Annotated in this window: 14 protein-coding genes; 1 reads left to right on the forward strand and 13 read right to left on the reverse strand. The window is 55.5% G+C overall.

Features of this window, described 5'->3' with window-relative positions; translation table 11 throughout:
- Window positions 1-151: 151 nt before the first annotated feature.
- Window positions 152-784: a type B chloramphenicol O-acetyltransferase gene (gene catB / locus ACOYW0_RS20215; protein WP_482415581.1), complete on the reverse strand. Its 633-nt coding sequence runs from the start codon at window positions 782-784 to the stop codon at window positions 152-154.
- 26 nt (window positions 785-810) lie between these two features.
- A complete protein-coding gene (gene bla, locus ACOYW0_RS20220) occupies window positions 811-1,620 on the reverse strand; it encodes a class A beta-lactamase (RefSeq protein WP_482415582.1) in 810 nt (269 codons plus the stop codon).
- Window positions 1,621-2,535: 915 nt separating this feature from the next.
- Between bla and ACOYW0_RS20225 the strand changes: the two genes are divergently transcribed.
- Entirely contained in the window at window positions 2,536-4,524 is a 1,989-nt protein-coding gene (locus ACOYW0_RS20225; protein WP_482415583.1) for a methyl-accepting chemotaxis protein, read from the forward strand.
- Between the two features lie 51 nt (window positions 4,525-4,575).
- Here ACOYW0_RS20225 and ACOYW0_RS20230 read toward each other — a convergent pair whose 3' ends face one another.
- From ACOYW0_RS20230 to ACOYW0_RS20280, 11 genes are all read right to left on the reverse strand, one after another.
- Window positions 4,576-5,064 (reverse strand): hypothetical protein, encoded by a 489-nt coding sequence (locus tag ACOYW0_RS20230; protein WP_482415584.1) that lies wholly within the window; start codon window positions 5,062-5,064, stop codon window positions 4,576-4,578.
- A 27-nt stretch (window positions 5,065-5,091) separates the two neighbouring features.
- A complete protein-coding gene (locus ACOYW0_RS20235) occupies window positions 5,092-6,357 on the reverse strand; it encodes a vWA domain-containing protein (protein WP_482415585.1) in 1,266 nt (421 codons plus the stop codon).
- Between the two features lie 307 nt (window positions 6,358-6,664).
- Window positions 6,665-7,648 carry an AAA family ATPase gene (locus ACOYW0_RS20240; protein ID WP_482415586.1) on the reverse strand — a complete coding sequence of 328 codons (984 nt, stop codon included), beginning with the start codon at window positions 7,646-7,648 and terminating at the stop codon, window positions 6,665-6,667.
- A 632-nt stretch (window positions 7,649-8,280) separates the two neighbouring features.
- Window positions 8,281-8,505, reverse strand: a complete 225-nt coding sequence (locus ACOYW0_RS20245; RefSeq protein ID WP_482415587.1) for a hypothetical protein — start codon at window positions 8,503-8,505, stop codon at window positions 8,281-8,283.
- A 1-nt stretch (window position 8,506) separates the two neighbouring features.
- Window positions 8,507-11,806: a phage tail-collar fiber domain-containing protein gene (locus ACOYW0_RS20250; protein ID WP_482415588.1), complete on the reverse strand. Its 3,300-nt coding sequence runs from the start codon at window positions 11,804-11,806 to the stop codon at window positions 8,507-8,509.
- 10 nt (window positions 11,807-11,816) lie between these two features.
- On the reverse strand, window positions 11,817-12,374 hold the full coding sequence (locus ACOYW0_RS20255) for a phage tail protein (RefSeq protein WP_482415589.1): 558 nt from the start codon (window positions 12,372-12,374) through the stop codon (window positions 11,817-11,819).
- Entirely contained in the window at window positions 12,375-13,547 is a 1,173-nt protein-coding gene (locus ACOYW0_RS20260) for a baseplate J/gp47 family protein (protein WP_482415590.1), read from the reverse strand.
- Window positions 13,519-13,959 carry a hypothetical protein gene (locus ACOYW0_RS20265; RefSeq protein ID WP_482415591.1) on the reverse strand — a complete coding sequence of 147 codons (441 nt, stop codon included), beginning with the start codon at window positions 13,957-13,959 and terminating at the stop codon, window positions 13,519-13,521. Before ACOYW0_RS20265 ends, ACOYW0_RS20260 begins: the two co-directional genes overlap by 29 nt.
- The gene (locus tag ACOYW0_RS20270; protein ID WP_482415592.1) at window positions 13,959-14,156 is read right to left on the reverse strand and encodes a hypothetical protein; all 198 of its coding nucleotides are present in this window, start codon (window positions 14,154-14,156) and stop codon (window positions 13,959-13,961) included. The genes ACOYW0_RS20265 and ACOYW0_RS20270 overlap by 1 nt, the downstream gene beginning before the upstream one ends.
- Before the next feature lie 13 nt (window positions 14,157-14,169).
- Window positions 14,170-14,790, reverse strand: a complete 621-nt coding sequence (locus ACOYW0_RS20275; RefSeq protein WP_482415593.1) for a hypothetical protein — start codon at window positions 14,788-14,790, stop codon at window positions 14,170-14,172.
- Entirely contained in the window at window positions 14,771-15,580 is an 810-nt protein-coding gene (locus ACOYW0_RS20280) for a hypothetical protein (RefSeq protein WP_482415594.1), read from the reverse strand. The genes ACOYW0_RS20275 and ACOYW0_RS20280 overlap by 20 nt, the downstream gene beginning before the upstream one ends.

A 15,580-nucleotide genomic window follows, 5' to 3' on the forward strand; every position in this document is an offset into this window, starting at 1 on the left:
CGGGCCCTGGTGGACGAAATGCTGATTTTTTACGGAGAAGGTTGTATCGTGTTGAATGTAAACGAATAATATTGCTCATAGTATCACGGGCGATTCGTTGAAGGCAAGGCTGTTGGGCCGCATGGGCGGCTCTTGCCCGACGGCGGCCCGGTTATTTGCCTATGGAGGTTTTCCAGTGGGCGTGCAGGCCTGCTATATCCGAGGAGCACAGCAAGCCCATGGCGGCGTTGACCTGGGCGTCGCTCCAGTCCCACCATCTCATCTCCAGCAACATGTCGATTTGGTCTGTCGTGAACCGATATCGGATATGCCTCGCCGGATTTGACCCCACAACCGAGTAAGGCTCGACATCTTTGGTGACAACGGCCCGGCTTGCGATGATGGCGCCGTCCCCCACCTTCACACCCGCCATGATCATGGCTTCGGTGCCAATCCACACATCATTGCCGATCACTGTATCTCCGGCCCTTTCGAAGCCGTCGACTGCCCCGGAGAAGGCCGGGTTGTCCTGATAAAAAAACGGAAACGTGCTTACCCAGTCGTTTCGATGCCCCTGGTTTCCGGCCATCATGAACACAGCCCCTGATCCGATGGAGCAGTAGCGGCCGATGATCAGCTTGTCGACGTCGTCCCGGTCCGGGGTCAGGTACCGGGCACACTCATCAAAGCTGTGGTGGTGATAGTAGCCGGAGTAGTAGCTGTGGTCTCCGACAATGATATTGGGGTTTGTTACCTGGTCTTTCAGTTGTTTCCCCACAAAGGGGCTTTCAAAATAGTTCTTCACCGGATGATTCCTCAAGGGGATTTGATCTATTGGTACAGGGCGAAAATGGCCCGGCCGATGGACGCGATGGCTTTGTTTCGCTCCTCAAAGGATACCGTGGTCTGGGTTAGGTAGATACAGACCACAAGTGGGGCCTGCGGTGCGGGCCAGACAACGGCGGCAATACCTCTGGACCCATGGCGGCCTGACCCGGACCGGTCGGCAATGTCCCAGCCCTTCGGCAGGACCGAGCGAAGCAGGCTTCCTGAGACCTTGTTTTCCCTCATCCATTTTGTCAGCAGGGCCTTGGATTCGTCTGACAGCTCGTTTCCAAGGAGTAGGGCTCTGAGGTTACCCGTCATGGCGTCGGGGGTGGTGGTATCCCTGAGGTCCCCTTTGCGGGCCTCATTCAGGTCTGGCTCCATGCGGTCCAGGCGCGTGACGGTATCGCCTATGGACCGCGCAAAGGAGGTCAACGCTTCGGGGCCTCCGGTGTGGGTCAGGACAATATTGGCTGCCGTGTTGTCGCTCATGGTCATCATGGCTTCACAGGCCTGTTTCAGTGAAAAGGCCTGCCCGACGTATCGGCTGGTGACGGGCGACCAGGTAACAAGGGCTGTTTTTTCTATGACGACTGAATCGTCGAAGGAGAGCGCCCCGGCTTCGATATCACGAAGTGTTTTGGCGCAGGCCAGGGTCTTGAATGTGCTCATGAGGGGAAAACGCCGATCCCCATGATGGCTCCATGATTTTTTGGCTTGGACATCATAGATCGAGACGCCCACGGGGCTGCCCAGGGCCTGCTCGATGTCAGCGATTGTCTTTGTCAAAGATGTCACGTCGGTTTTATTTTCCAATGCGTTTCGGGAAACAGGCTCATCATGCCTTACACCGATGCATCCCGATAGAATCCCAATAATCAAAAGTGAGACGGTCAATTTTAGAATCTTCACTGATTTTTCCTTTGTGTGTCCTGCATATGAGAGAGGAAAGAGCTGCCGGGGAGGGGCCCGCACAGAGGGTTTTTGTCTGCCCCGAGGGGGGGGGGGCCATTTTGATGTGCATGGCCCCGTAAAGCGAAAAGGTCCGGGCCAGAGCATATATGAGTAAATGGGTTTGGCATAGCCCGGATATTTCACGAGTCGAGTGCGCCCATCGTCAAGGCATCAGAGCTGTAGGCGTCGTTCTCTCCTTCAAGGCTCTGATAACACAGAAAATGGGTGGGGTCGGCTTGCCCGAAGGGGACGAAAAACAAGCCATAGACGGTAAATCACATGTTGCATTTATGAAATATCAAAATTTTCCCCAGTAACCAACAATGATGACATTTTGTTGGCTTCTCATGACCGTTTTCTCATGAAATGTCCGGGATAGGGTATGTTTTTTGACACGGTGGGGTCTGCATGTGGCTTGATGCTTCCGTGCATCCTGATTCTGTTTTGCATCATAGCCATAACGGGTAGGCATTAATGCTTATTGCTGCGAAATCGCTCTGCATTGCGATGCCGTGGTGCATCCGGGGCGGTGGGCATGCCATGGCTGTTCTTTTGATGGGTGAGGCTGGTGTGAAAGGGGGCTCTGTCTTCGACGGGGCTGTTTTTTATGGTGATATAGGAAACACTCTTTCTTTACTTAAGAAAACAATACGGCATGGCACAGTCTTTGGAAATATTTAAGGTTAGTTACTATTTTGCTGACCTGATTTGACTCGTGAGGGAACAGTTGCCCGGGGAAACACGAGACTCTGAGACCGGATGAAAGGTAGACCTGCCATGATCAATGCAACACTGAACAAAAAGATCAGCTTTGCCGTTATTCCCATCGTTTTGTTGTGCCTTTTCGTCTTTGGGGGGACGACGTATGTCTATATGAGCAACCTGATACGGGGGGACTTGTCCGACAATATCCTGAAAACCGTGCAGGAGAAAGCCACGGTGGTGGACGTATGGATCAAGACACATCTCATCGAAACCGAGTCCATCGCCCAGACACCCCAGGCGAAAAACATCAACACGGGGTTTGATGAGATCGATGCCTTGAACCGCAATCGGTATCTCTATTTGAAAAAGGCCTACCCCAACGACTATTCGGATATCTACTCCGCCAACAGCCAGGGCGTTTACCATACCATTCAGCAGGATAAAAACGACCAGTCCCTGAGCAGCTTTGTGGGCAACATTTCGAGCCGGGGGTATTTCAAGGACCTGATGGCAGGTGGGCCCTCCTTTGTTACTCCGCCCCTGATCTCCAAAACCACGGGCAAGGCCACGATTTTCATGGTTGCCCCCATTGCCGATGACCGGGGAACGCCCCAGGGGCTGGTGGGGGCCGGTATCCAGTTGAACTTTGTCTCCGAGACCATCGACGCCCTGGGTTTGACAGGCAAGAGCTACGGCATCGTCCTGGCCCAGGACGGAACCATCATCGTGCATCCGGACGCCTCCGTTGTCATGAAGGAGAAACTTGGCGAGATAAGCGGCGGCCGTCTTGGGGGGCTTGATGAGTACATGAAGGGCAACCGCACCGGTATCTTCGAGTTTTCGGACAGCGGGGAGAGCAAAATAGCGTTTTTTTCCAAGGTGCCGACCACGGGGTGGTCCATTGTGACGGTCATCGATGAGCAGGAGCTGCACTCCAAAGTCTATACCTTGCGGAATTTGCTGCTCGGGTTGACCCTGGCCACCATTGCCCTAGTGGGGCTGGTGATTTTCCTGATCACCCGGTCCATTTCAAAGCCTGTCAAGCAGGTTGTGGCGGGGCTCAGGGACATTGCCGAAGGGGAGGGGGACCTGACCATGCGCCTGGTGGTGGACACCAAGGACGAAGTGGGGGAGATGGCCAGGTGGTTCAACCTGTTCATGGAAAAACTGCAGGCCATTATCAAGGATATCGGGGCTACAAGCACCAAGGTCGACGGCTCCTCGGACACCTTGATCGATATTTCCGGTCGGCTCTCGACAGGGGCGGAAAATACGGCGGATCGCGCCGAGGCCCTGTCCGGGGCGGCGACGGGCATGAGTGAGAACCTGGCCAATATTGTCGCAGCCATTGAGGAGTCGTCATCCAACAGCACCATGGTGGCATCGGCCGCCGAAGAGATGAGCGTGACCATCCACGAGATCGTGGACAACACGGCCAAGGCCAGGGGGATCTCCGATGAGGCGGTGTCACAGTCCAAAGAGGCCGCCGGCAAGATGGTGGCGTTGCGCCATGCCGCCGAAGAGATCGGCCAGGTAACCGAAACCATCTCGGCCATCTCCGAGCAGATCAACCTGCTTGCCCTCAACGCCACCATCGAAGCGGCTCGGGCCGGAGACGCCGGAAAAGGGTTTGCCGTGGTGGCCAACGAGATCAAGGAACTCGCCGCCCAGACGGCCGAGGCCACCGAAGGCATCAAGGGGCAGATCGAAACCGTCCAGGGCACGACCTCGGAAACCGCAGGGGAGATCGATCAGATCGCCGGGATTATCGAGCGGGTCAATGCCATTGTGGCCACCATCACCTCGTCCGTAAACGAGCAGTCCACGGCCACAAAAGATATTGCCAACAATATCTCGTTTGTTTCCCGGGGGATTTCAGACATCAACGAGAACGTAACCCAGAGCTTCTCCGTGTCCAAGGCTTTGACCGAGGATATCTCTCAGATTAATCAGGAAGCAGGGGACATTGCCGGATCAAGCGCTCAGCTGAGTTCCCATGCGGAACAGCTTCGGGAGATGGCCGCCCGGGTGAACGGAATCGTCGGGCGGTTTAAGGTGTAGCTGAAACGGCAGAGCTGTTCAATCGGAAGCAGCGCCATTCCAAAGCCGCTATCATGCGCTCATTCGATCGGTGCCATAGAGATTGAGGAGCTTTGCGCGGGCTATTTTTGCGGCGATGGTTCGCTTGGTCTCCGGGGTCATCTCCATGTCACCCTGTCGGGATATCGGGCCATGGCCGTATGCCTGTTTGACGATCTCTTCATAGGCATGCCTCAACATCTCAAAGGAGTCTTCAATTTCAGGGTACTCCCCCTCCTCGCGAAAGGGTAGGCGGATGACGTTTTTGATCTCATTGTCCTTCAGGTAGGGCGCGCTTGGGATGCAGAGGTAGTGATACCGCTCCGGTACCCATGCCCCGGTCCGTTCATCTTCCCCGGGCAGGCAAAAAGGGCGACGTGCATGGGGGATGCGGGGGATGAGGCTCTTGACGGTCAGGGCATTGACGGCCAGCTCTTTTTCGAAAGGCTCCAGGGTGATGGTGTACGTCAGGGTGGGCCTGAAATTGCCCCTTTTTTTATCGATGCTCCATTGTATACGCACGGTTTTTCCTTTTGGGTTCAGTCACATTTACAACTGGATAACGTCGCCGAAGGGCGCCCGGTTGTCGCTGTTGCCGGTTTTGACCCACAGCACCGGATAGGGCGGCGGCTGGGTTGGGTAGGAGAGGCACTCAAGGTCGGTGAGGTAGATCAGGCACGACGGCATGAGCCCGTTTTTGGCGACCAGCTCAAAGACCGGACGAAAATCCGTGCCACCGCCCCCTTTGGGGCGAAGGGCCACGGGCAGGTCGCAGCGGTTGAAGACGTCGTACCCTGAGACCTTTGCATCACAGTAAATCACATGGAGGGTGGCCGGGTAGCGCTCCATGATGTCGGATACCTCTGCGCTGAACTGGGCCAGCTCAGCCGGTTCGATGCTGCCGGAGGTATCCACGGCAACGACGATGGTGCTCAGCTCCTGGTTCTGGAGCGAGGGCAGGTAGAGCTCCTGGTGAATATACCGCCTGTTGGGGGAGACCCAGGAGTAATCCGAGCGCGCGGACTGCTCGATGAAGCGTGCCAGCAGCTCTCTCCAGTTGAGTTTCGGGTTGATCCGGCGATGGATGAACCGTTCCACTCCGGCAGGCAGCTTGCCCATGCCCCGGGCATTGACAAAGGCCTGGGTAAGGGCCTCATTCCAGTCTGTTTCATGGTCCGGATCTGTTTCTCCTCCCGCAGGGGTGTCACGGACTTCCCCTGATTTTCCGGGATCACCCGAGGGAGAAGCCTCCTGCGACTCTTCCTCTGATTCCTCCTGGCCTCCGGGTAGGGCCGATGCCTCAAGCTCGGATGTGTCATCTCCGGAGGCCGCCGAGTTATCTCCTGCCTCCGGATCTGATTCCTCTTCGCTTTGTTCCGAATCATCCAGGCCGCGCTCAAGAATGGTGTAGACGGCCTCCGCACTTTTTCCCTCATAGGCATCGTTCAGCAAAAAACCGTCGGGAAGGGTGAATCCGGACTCCAGCAGGATGCCGTTGACGGCATAATCACAGGCCCTGTTCCAGAGGTCGTGGTCCCGGTTCTGCCGACGGGTGTGGTGCCCGCAGGCCGGGTGCATAACCGTATGGGCGGTAAGCCCCTCCAGCTTGTCCGGCGAAAGGACCCGAACATACAGGGGGTTGTAGCCAAACACCTTGCCGTCGGTCCAGGCCGTTTCGCATGAATAGTCTTCCCTGACCTTCAACCGCAGGGCCAGGGAAGCAAAAAACGGGTGGTTGATGACCAGGGAGGTGCGCGCCCTCAGAATTTTGGAATACGCGCTGGTGTCTTTGATCTGTGGGTTCATGGTTGCCATGTCGTTGTTCCGGGCGGGATGTTGTAAAAAAGTTGTGCCGATTCAGCTTGCCTTCTATGGGGAAATTGGGGTGGGGAAGCATCCTCCGGCGGCCAGGGGATGATCCCCTGAGCCCCAGGTTGCGGATGCTTTCTCACTCGTTTGTCGGTGAATAACATCCGCGAAGATAGTCATAAAACCACCCCAAACCTGCTTGTCAAACCCAACGCATAAAATGGGTATACGTTAGGCCACCGGCAGGGCCGCCGGAGGCATCGTTAACTTGGCAGTCTTCGGCGGGTCGCTTTCTTTCAGAGGGTTACAGGCCTTACATAAGAACCTCTGCATGGTCTTCCGCCCACCGGGCAAAGCCATCGGTTTCAACGATTCGATTGTTTGCGCGGGCCGCCTCTCGGATGAGCAGAACGCTGAATTCATCGGGCAACCGGGAGGCAAAGGTCAGCAAGGCATCCATGGTGCCGGAATCTGCCGACAGAGCAAGCATTTCGCACAGGGCAAACAGGACCGCAGGGTCTGTGGGGATATCCACAAGGTTGGGGGCGGATAAAATGCTCTCAGGGTCCGGGAGCTGGTGCCGGATGGTGACATACCCGCAAAACTCGGCAGCGGCGCCTTTGCCCACCGTGCCTGCCACCAGCTCGCTTAGCATGCTCTTTTCCATTCCTCCGCCCATGAGGCGAGAGACAAACTCCCAGGACCTGGGAGATGGAAAGGCCTTGTCCGCCCGTTCCGGGTCAAAATCGTGGAGGAGCTTGGGACGAAACCGGATAAAGGAGGTCACCTCCGGGGCGATGTCGTGTGCTTCAGCCCAGGTGAGCCACTCCCCATGGTCCACGCTGAAGTCGATATGCACAAACCGGTTGGCCAGAGCAGATGGCATGCGGTGGGTCACCGCCCGGTCCTGCTCCCGGTTCCCGGCAGCGATGATGGCCCAGCCCTCCGGCAGGGTGTACTCCCCGAGCCGCCGGTCCAGGACAAGCTGGTAACATGCCGCCTGAACCAGGGGAGGGGCCGCGTTGAGCTCGTCCAGAAAAAGAACGCCGGTTCCCGAACGCGGCAGAAAAGACGGCGCGCACCACGTGGACGTGCCGTCATCCCCGATGCGGGGAATACCCCGCAAGTCCACAGGGTCCAGGAGGATGGCCCGGATATCAATGAGTTCCAGTCCCATGGCGTCAGCCGTCTGTCTGACCACCTGGCTTTTTCCAATGCCGGGAGGCCCCCACAAAAACGTGGGTTGACGAATCTGAATGAGGGTTGAGATGGCTGTTGCAATGTGGGACGGTTTCATGGGCTTCCTTTGGTTATTGTAGTGCTTGCGTCACAGTAATGAGATATTTTTCGATAAATCATATATTTATTGACTTGCCTTTAAATTTTAGGAAGCCCTAACAAATCAGATGCTGTGTGATTTTGCAATGCTTTTTTCTCAGGAAATCGAAAAGGGGCCTGTGGGGTAAGCGCTTCAAGGGTGGGCTCGTCGAGCAGGAAACACGTTGATCCACTGCCTCGCCTGTATGGATCTCAATGCGGTTCGGGCTGGAATTATAGAAGGGACTGAGGGTCAGCGCTGGTGCGCCGTCTGACCCTCAATCCCGTTTCCTCAGTTCAAACCGCGCAACATTTAGAGAACTTTTCGTGGCGGACATGATGTGCGTGGTTCATGGTTCTGTTATGCCTTTAACGCCGCATAAAAAATCTGTCTCTTTGATTGGATAATTGCTTGGAAAAAAGAGGAGCCCGAGTCACCGCACAAAGGGGTTGGTTTGCGTGCGATGCTCGGGCAATGGAGGGTTGAATCTTTGCAAGGTGGTGTCTGCCGCTATTGATGTAAGAAAGGGCTACGCGGCTCTGATTGACCTTATTTGTCAGCCCGCCTTATTGGCTGAGGTTTTCTAATAAGGGCTATCGTCATCTGCCTCCTTATTCAATCCCTTGGGATTTTAAAAAATATTTTGCCAGGGTCGGAGACTCCTCCACCATGTTGTCCACATCCCAGAGAGGGATGTCGTTGGGATCGGAAAGTTTGGGGGGATCAGGAGGTGTTTCCTGACAGTTGTCGGGCATCTTCGCGCCTTTGATGAAATTGACGACTTTTGAACCGGTGGCCTTATTGAACCATGTATTTTGAATTTTGAGTGTTTCCATATCAGTAGCCTCGCTTGACTCGGAGTTTGTAGAAACCATCACTCGATCCTGTCGCAGTTACACCACTGGCCCCGGATACAACCTTGATAGCATTTTTCTTCACGTAAACCTTTGCTCCTCTTTCGACATTTTTGCTTCCAGTCCACAGGTTTATAAAACCCGCTTCCTTGACATCACCTTCAATGGTGTCCCGCCACAGAACAGACACGTAAGCTTTGTTTATAAATCTATTTGGTAGAATATAGGTCGTATTGAGAGATACAGGGAACCAAGGCGTATCATACTCATCACCTTCAGAAACCAGATCAATATCCACGATCAGTCCACTCGTGATTCGGCAGGTCCCCAACACCAGTTTTGTATTTTTCCAATGAACGATATCCGTGACATAACTTTTTTCAGGGATCAAATCGACAGTCCCATTATCGAGCAAAACCAGGTCATACCTGCCATCCGGTTCATTTTGAGGGTAGATGGATAACGTGTCTTTGTGGATAATCTTGTCTCGATTTCCTTCGGGGCCGAAACCCTTTGCGAGGGTTGCCACAAAAGGTGCTTCAGGAGTGGCTTTGATTTGGATAGATTTTCCGGTTGCAAAGTTTCCCATCTGTCCAAACGCCATGACGAAATAAGTGTCATCGGTCCAAGACGCAGGCAGGGTGATGGTGTCTCCTGCAACTGATATGGGGTATGTCATTGTCCCTTCAGGGGCGGTGCTGTTGAGCATGGTGAATTTCTCCCACCCACGATCCTTGCACATGACATACCAGTCGCCACCGTTGTCCATAGATCGGACAATAACCGTTTCGGCGGGGAAGCCTATCTTGATAGTTTTGCCGTTAACGGCCTTGACAAAGGCTGTCACACCTCTTTTCCCTCTCATTCCAGGATGAAGGTCATCAAGACGTTCTCCATAAAATGAGTACATCATGTATTGGCCGCTAAGAGCGTTTGCCCATGATGAGCCCCCACCGAGTTCAAAGTCTTTATCGGTGAAGTTTTTTGCTATTGCCCCTGAACCTGTTGTGATTTTTTCTCTGCCATCAAATCGAAGGTAATCCGTCCCATTGAAATCGAATGTTTGAAACGCCCAAGACCCCTCAGCATCAAGACGTTTAATCACACTTACAAGCAATTCCTCGTCCGTGGGGTGTGAAATGACATTATCCCTATCGATCCCACGGAACTTTGTCATTGAAAACCCATTTGCAGGGTTAAAGTTGAATTCAATTTCTTCAAACTTATGGATAGCAGTTGTGCTGAAATAATCGGTTAAAGAGAGACAGTGGTTTGCCACACCAATGTAGTACGAGTTGTCCATTTTGAAAAATCGAGAATCGTGGCAATAAGTTGTCGGAAAAGTTTTCCACTCGACAAATTCTCGTCTATGTCTGTTCCACTTGAAAATATAGGAAATTCCACCGTAAAAGCATGCCACTACGATATAATGCTCACCATGGATCTCTAAATGGTTCGTTTTGAGTGCTCCATGGGTTGTTATATTCTGGTGCGGTACAAACTTTGCTCCATCCCACCTGAGAAGATTGCTATTGGTGTCGTATGACTCAGAGTAATAGTGGTTTACCTTGAAAATGAAACTTTCATCCTCAATTTCAAAATATTCAAAATTCATATCGCCACTGGGGGCTAAACTCTGATGCTGTACAAATTTTGTGCCGTCCCACCGGTATATAAAGGAACTCAAAGATGGGTCGTAGTTCACAACCCCCAAGTAGGGCACGCCACCCATGGAAAAATGGTAAAGTTGCATGCAATCTTTTGTCTGGAAGGATTGAAATTCTATAAAAGCACTCCCATCCCATTTGTAGATTTTCGAATTGGCAGAAGGATTGCTGCTCGATGATCGGTTAAACGCAATGCCAAGAAATTTGTCTTCACCAATTTCAAAATAATTTGCATTAATTGCTCCCACTGTCGGGAAACTATGAATTTCAATAAAATCATTACCATTCCATTTCAATAATGGTGAAGTTTGGTTGTGATTGCCGTTCGCAAAACTATTGCAGAGAAGCAGGTAATGTTCGTCTTCCATTTTAAATGGTTCGGCCCAAAGAGCACCTTTTGTCGGAATGGTTTTGAATATGTCAAAGGCTTCACCATTCCATTTATAGATATGGCTATCTGTAGAATACGTTTTCCCATCATACTTTTGAGGAACGATGACAAAGCGGTCCTCACCTATTTCAAAGTATCTGAACGCGGCCCCACCTCCGCTGTCGGGGAGGTCTTGAAGTTTGCCTGCAAGGTCATTCAATCCCATTTTCTTTTTGCATGTAGTATTGAATGCTATAACGTTATTTCCAATAGGGCTGCTGTCCCAAACGCTACCTTCTCCGATGAAGCCACTGTCAGTATAACGTTCAATCCAAACAGGTGCTTTGCAGTTCGCTGAATTGTTATATGGTGTTAGGTAGGCTTCTGTTCCTCTGATAGTATCTCCAAGGTACCGGCCGCCAAAATCGGAAGGACGAGTAAGCATATACATCCCACCATAGTGCCCCCCAGTTATAGGCATTCCAAGATCAACTTCTTGCCCAGGCAGGCCCTTATTATTGTAAGATTGAGATGTAAAACATTGGACTTTCGTCGCCTCAACCGAAATACCCTCGCCATAAGACAAAACAGCCTGCCTGACCCCCGTATTGACCACCTTCTCCTCAAGCGTCTCCAGCGCCTCTTTCTGTGCGGCGATTTCGTCCACAGCCGTTTGGTGAGCCTGGCGGATATCCCCATGGGCTCCATCATTCCGGTTGTGCTCGGAGATGGCTGTTGTGCTGGCTTCCCGGATGTCCTGATGCGCCTGGCTGTCTTCGTTGTGGTCGGAAAGGGCTTCCATGGTGGCATGCACGGAAGGGGCAATGGCAAGGGAGATCACCGCCTCGTTGCTCACGATCATGGGGACGGTGATGGTGTGGGTCATGGTGCCTTTGGGGGAATCCTTGCCCACCTTTTCCAGTTCGGGGTGCTGGCCGATGCCGATGACGGTGTCGTCGGCCAGAATGGCCACTTCGCGGATCATCCAGCTGCCGGTTTCGGGCTTTGTCTCGGGGATGCTGACGCCGAACTCCACGACCTTGCCCGAAGGGACGTCCGGGGCATCCACCATGTCAATGGTGTCAATGGGCTGGCGGTAGAGCTCGTTTACCAGCATGGTGCTGCCCGAGTGGTCGGGCGTCTGGCCGCCGCCGTCCCCGATGGCGATGTGGGTGGCTTTGATTTTGGTTCCGGATGATTCAGCCGCTTGAATGGCCTGAAGCCCGGCAGGGGTCCATCTCAACATGGTCTTCTCCTTACAGTCTGATATGGGTTTTGACGCGAAGGCCGGCTGCCGCAAAGATTTGGGCCGGTGTCTGTGTCCTGGTGCTCACGCGGGCGAGTTTGGCCGTGGCGGCCTTGGCCCCGTTGATGACGTCTCGGATGGCGTCGTATTTTGTCTTGTCCATGGGTGTATCCGCGGGAACCGACACCTCGAATTCGGCCCACCTGGCGCTGTTAATGGGCTTCATGGAAGAGAGGGTGCACCCTTCGTGGCCATAGTGGTCCAGGATGCGTTCCACGCCGCGGTGCCGGCCTGCCATGCGATGCCAGGCCCAGGCATCAACCACCCGGGTCCGGTACTGGTCAAAGGTTTCGGCGGGGTGCTTTCGGATGCCCCTGGATTGTGCAAAGGCGGGCACAAGCTCGTCATCGCAGGTTTTGGGATTCATCTGGTCCCGGGCCCACACGATGTCGGCGCACGCATCGTCAAAGGCTTTTGCCATGCCCTTGAGAATGACGGCCACCGGCCCGCCCGCAAGGGCGGGGCGGAAGCGGAGCTGGTTGCGTATGTACTTCCAGAAAAGGGCCATCTATGCCTCCGGTTCCGTTACATGGGTCAGGGTCAGGCCGGTGAGGATGGCCAGGCCGTTTTGGCCCACGGTGATGTTTGCGGCGGGGGCGAGCCACTCCACCTCTTTGATGTGGGGCGAGACGTTCATGATGGCCCCCACAACGCGGTCCTGGGTCATGTCTTCGCCCACGCCGAACATATAGTCCTCCTGGGCGCTTTCGTCCGGCTTGGCAAAGAGGGTGCGGACGGCCGAGTCCGCCTTGGGCCGGATCTCTTCCCACACGGCCTCGGGTTTCAGGTGGAGGGCAAGGGAGATGGCCACATGGACGGGGCTGGGTGCCAGGACCTGCCAGTCGTCGTTCTGATGGGCGTTGGGGGCGATGGCCTCCCGCACCTTGTCAAGGAGCTCGTCGGTGGGCATCCCGGCCATGCCCCGGATGACGATATCCACCGTGCCCTGGCCCCTGGGGTGCTGGTCGTTGACGGCCACGTCCAGAACGCCGGGAACAGATGTTGCCCACCGCTTGTAGGCGTTGGAGGAGTAGCCGTCGTTGCCTTTCCACTGGAGCCTGTAGCGCTCTTTGAGGCTGGTGTCGGACTCGGTGTCCACCCCTTCGGTGAGCAGCCAGCCGGACCGGTTGGTGACGGCATCCACCCCGGGAACGGGGGTGACGATGACGGAGATCTGGCCGGGGGTGACGTTTGCAGAGGCCCCGTAATCTTCGGACTCCACGGGCACGGCCACCTCGTTGTCTCCGTTTTGCATGACGGCATCTTCTGTGGTTACGAACCGGTGGACCTTGCCCGTGCCGTCGGGCTGGGTCCTGACGATGCGCCCTTTGGCAATGGACACGTTGCCGCTGCTTGCCTCCCTGGTGAAGTGCACCATGCCCTTGGCCTTGCCCATGGCCTGGCGAGGGGCCTCCACCTGGTCGGCGTGGAGATCCAGCCACGTGCCGTGGGATTCTCCGGGAATCCCCAGGCGCACCTGATCGGCAAGGAGCAGGTACACCTGGTGAAGGCTCCAGCTCATCACTTCCAGGATGCCCCTCACCACGCCTTTGTTGAGGTTCATCTCCCGGGGAAGCCATCCCTTGGCGATGTATTCGTCGTGTACGTCAGATACCCTGCCGAAGACCATCTGGCGGCATTCGTCCAATGTTTTAGAAACTCGTGGAATGGGAACAGCCATCTTTGATCACTACCTCCATGGTTGCGGGATCGATTCCGATCACCAGGTTGTTCATGTGGGACTGGCCGATCCATTGCCAGCCGGCTTCGGCTTCAATGCCTTTCTCGTCCCAGGAGCGGATACGGCAGGTTTCGCTTCCGGCCTCCACCCTGGGGTCGTTTCTTAAGATGCGCCTCACTTCCGCGGTGAAGCCCATGCGATGGGTCTCCGTGTTTTCGTCCTTGATCCAGTGGTAGATCCGGCCACCGTAGGTCTCATCGTAGAAGAGGGTTCCCACAGGGGTTTTCAGGGCCTCGCGGATGTCCTGGAGGCCGGTGTCCACCTCTTCGGTGAGAACGAGTTCACCGTTTGCGGCGATGAGGGCATGGCCCTGATCGTCCAGCTTGATGTCTTGTCCGAAGATATGTTCCATTATGCCACCTTGTATGTGCCGGCACTGGACCCGCCGCTTACCGTGACCTGGGCACTTGACGTGATGTGAGCCACCACGGCGTTTGCCACGGCCACCGCCAGTTTTTCGGCCCAGGCATGGTCACCTGCCACCTCGATTCCCTGGGCGGTCATCTCACCGACGATCAACCCTTTGAGTGCGCTGTTGCTCAGGCTCATTTTGTTGTTCTCCTTATTTCCCGGCAAAAACCGTTGAGGACACATCCCCGTGGGGAAGGCCTGTGAAATGGCAGATACAGGCTCCTGTCACCACGCCCGTGCCCTGATTGAGCTTGATGAGCGGGGCATCCACGGTGGCCTCGCTGCCTGCCTTGACCGTCCATTTGTCCCCGGCCTCTGTCTCCGCGCTGGCTGAGGTGAGGGTCACAATGCGTTTGTCCGCCTCGATTTCGATGGATACCCCGGGTTCCAGCTGGATGATGAAGGCCCCCAGGGCGCATTGGGGGGCCTTGTTGCCCTGCCACCTGAAATTGCCGATGCGGGGAAAATTGGGGTCCCCGTCGTAGTAAGAAAGATCGCAGCGGGTGCCCGGGGCAGGGGGGCAGACCACGCCGCGTTCCGGCCCGGCCCAGAGCACCGGGATCTCCACCTTGGGGATCACCGGTTCGTCGGGGTCCGGGGTTTCATCGTTTAACAGCGGTTGCACATCGGCCCAGTACTGCCCGTCGCTGGGATAGCTTCGGACCACCTCGGCCTTGCGCACCACCCGATAGAACTTGCGAAGGTTGGGCCGCACCAGCTCCACCGCCTTTTGAAAAAGCCGAAAGAAATCATCAACATTGGAAACGGTCATACGATCCTCCGTAGGAAAGAAAGGTGCGCACAGAGCGGGGACGCAGGACGTGTGTCACGGCATCGGCCATGAACAGCCCCCGGGCCCCTTTTCGGGTGTCGTTTAATTGAAACTGCATGCCGGGCTGCATCCAGGGCGTGAGGAAGGTTTCCACCTCACTGGGCCCTTCGGTGCGGACCTTGTGGCGAATGATGCCCCCGGCCGTGGCAATGACCGGGACCGCCCCCTCCCTGGGGGCGCCGGACAGGACCAGGGCTCCGTTTTCAAGCCGCAGGTAAGACCCGCTCAAGTCCTGCGAAAAGCCGCTCTCCAAGCTGTGCATCACCCCCATGATCGCTCCCCGGACAGGGCTGCCGCTGACGCTCATGCGCGGAATGAGGGTGTCGGGCAGGTCCACATGCCCCACCGGAAGCCCGGAGGCGGCAAGCATGCGCCTGGCAAGGACATCCGCCGGTTCCTCAAACCACGATTCCGTGAGATGTGTTGTCAGCAGGGCGCGCTCCGGGCCGTCGGCATGGATCACCACATGCTCCTTGGCCGTTAAGGAGGGCGCCCATCGGGTGACGGTGCCGGTGAACACGCCCGGGTCCCGGTCTCGATACCCGAACCGAGCGGAAAGGGCTTGCCCCTTGTCCAGGGCCTGATGCACCTCGCCCATGGGGTCGGGCACGGCAATGCTGGCCTGGGTCAGCACGGACCGCCGCGATGCGGTCACCACGCACTCCGGGCAGCGGGTGACCCGCTTTTCCCCAAGGAAGATGTCCAATTGGATGCCTGCAATGACTCCCAT

It is taken from the genome of Desulfoluna sp. HI9BLuna (genome assembly GCF_056829775.1).

Bases quoted from the DNA above. Each gene is read 5' to 3' on its own strand.
- ACOYW0_RS20270 (WP_482415592.1), bottom strand. From the start codon at position 14,156: ATGAGCCTGAGCAACAGCGCACTCAAAGGGTTGATCGTCGGTGAGATG.
- ACOYW0_RS20240 (WP_482415586.1), bottom strand. From the start codon at position 7,648: ATGAAACCGTCCCACATTGCAACAGCCATCTCAACCCTCATTCAGATT.
- ACOYW0_RS20235 (WP_482415585.1), bottom strand. From the start codon at position 6,357: ATGGCAACCATGAACCCACAGATCAAAGACACCAGCGCGTATTCCAAA.
- ACOYW0_RS20280 (WP_482415594.1), bottom strand. From the start codon at position 15,580: ATGGGAGTCATTGCAGGCATCCAATTGGACATCTTCCTTGGGGAAAAG.
- ACOYW0_RS20255 (WP_482415589.1), bottom strand. From the start codon at position 12,374: ATGGCCCTTTTCTGGAAGTACATACGCAACCAGCTCCGCTTCCGCCCC.
- ACOYW0_RS20245 (WP_482415587.1), bottom strand. From the start codon at position 8,505: ATGGAAACACTCAAAATTCAAAATACATGGTTCAATAAGGCCACCGGT.
- ACOYW0_RS20225 (WP_482415583.1), top strand. From the start codon at position 2,536: ATGATCAATGCAACACTGAACAAAAAGATCAGCTTTGCCGTTATTCCC.
- ACOYW0_RS20250 (WP_482415588.1), bottom strand. From the start codon at position 11,806: ATGTTGAGATGGACCCCTGCCGGGCTTCAGGCCATTCAAGCGGCTGAA.
- ACOYW0_RS20260 (WP_482415590.1), bottom strand. From the start codon at position 13,547: ATGGCTGTTCCCATTCCACGAGTTTCTAAAACATTGGACGAATGCCGC.
- ACOYW0_RS20275 (WP_482415593.1), bottom strand. From the start codon at position 14,790: ATGACCGTTTCCAATGTTGATGATTTCTTTCGGCTTTTTCAAAAGGCG.
- ACOYW0_RS20265 (WP_482415591.1), bottom strand. From the start codon at position 13,959: ATGGAACATATCTTCGGACAAGACATCAAGCTGGACGATCAGGGCCAT.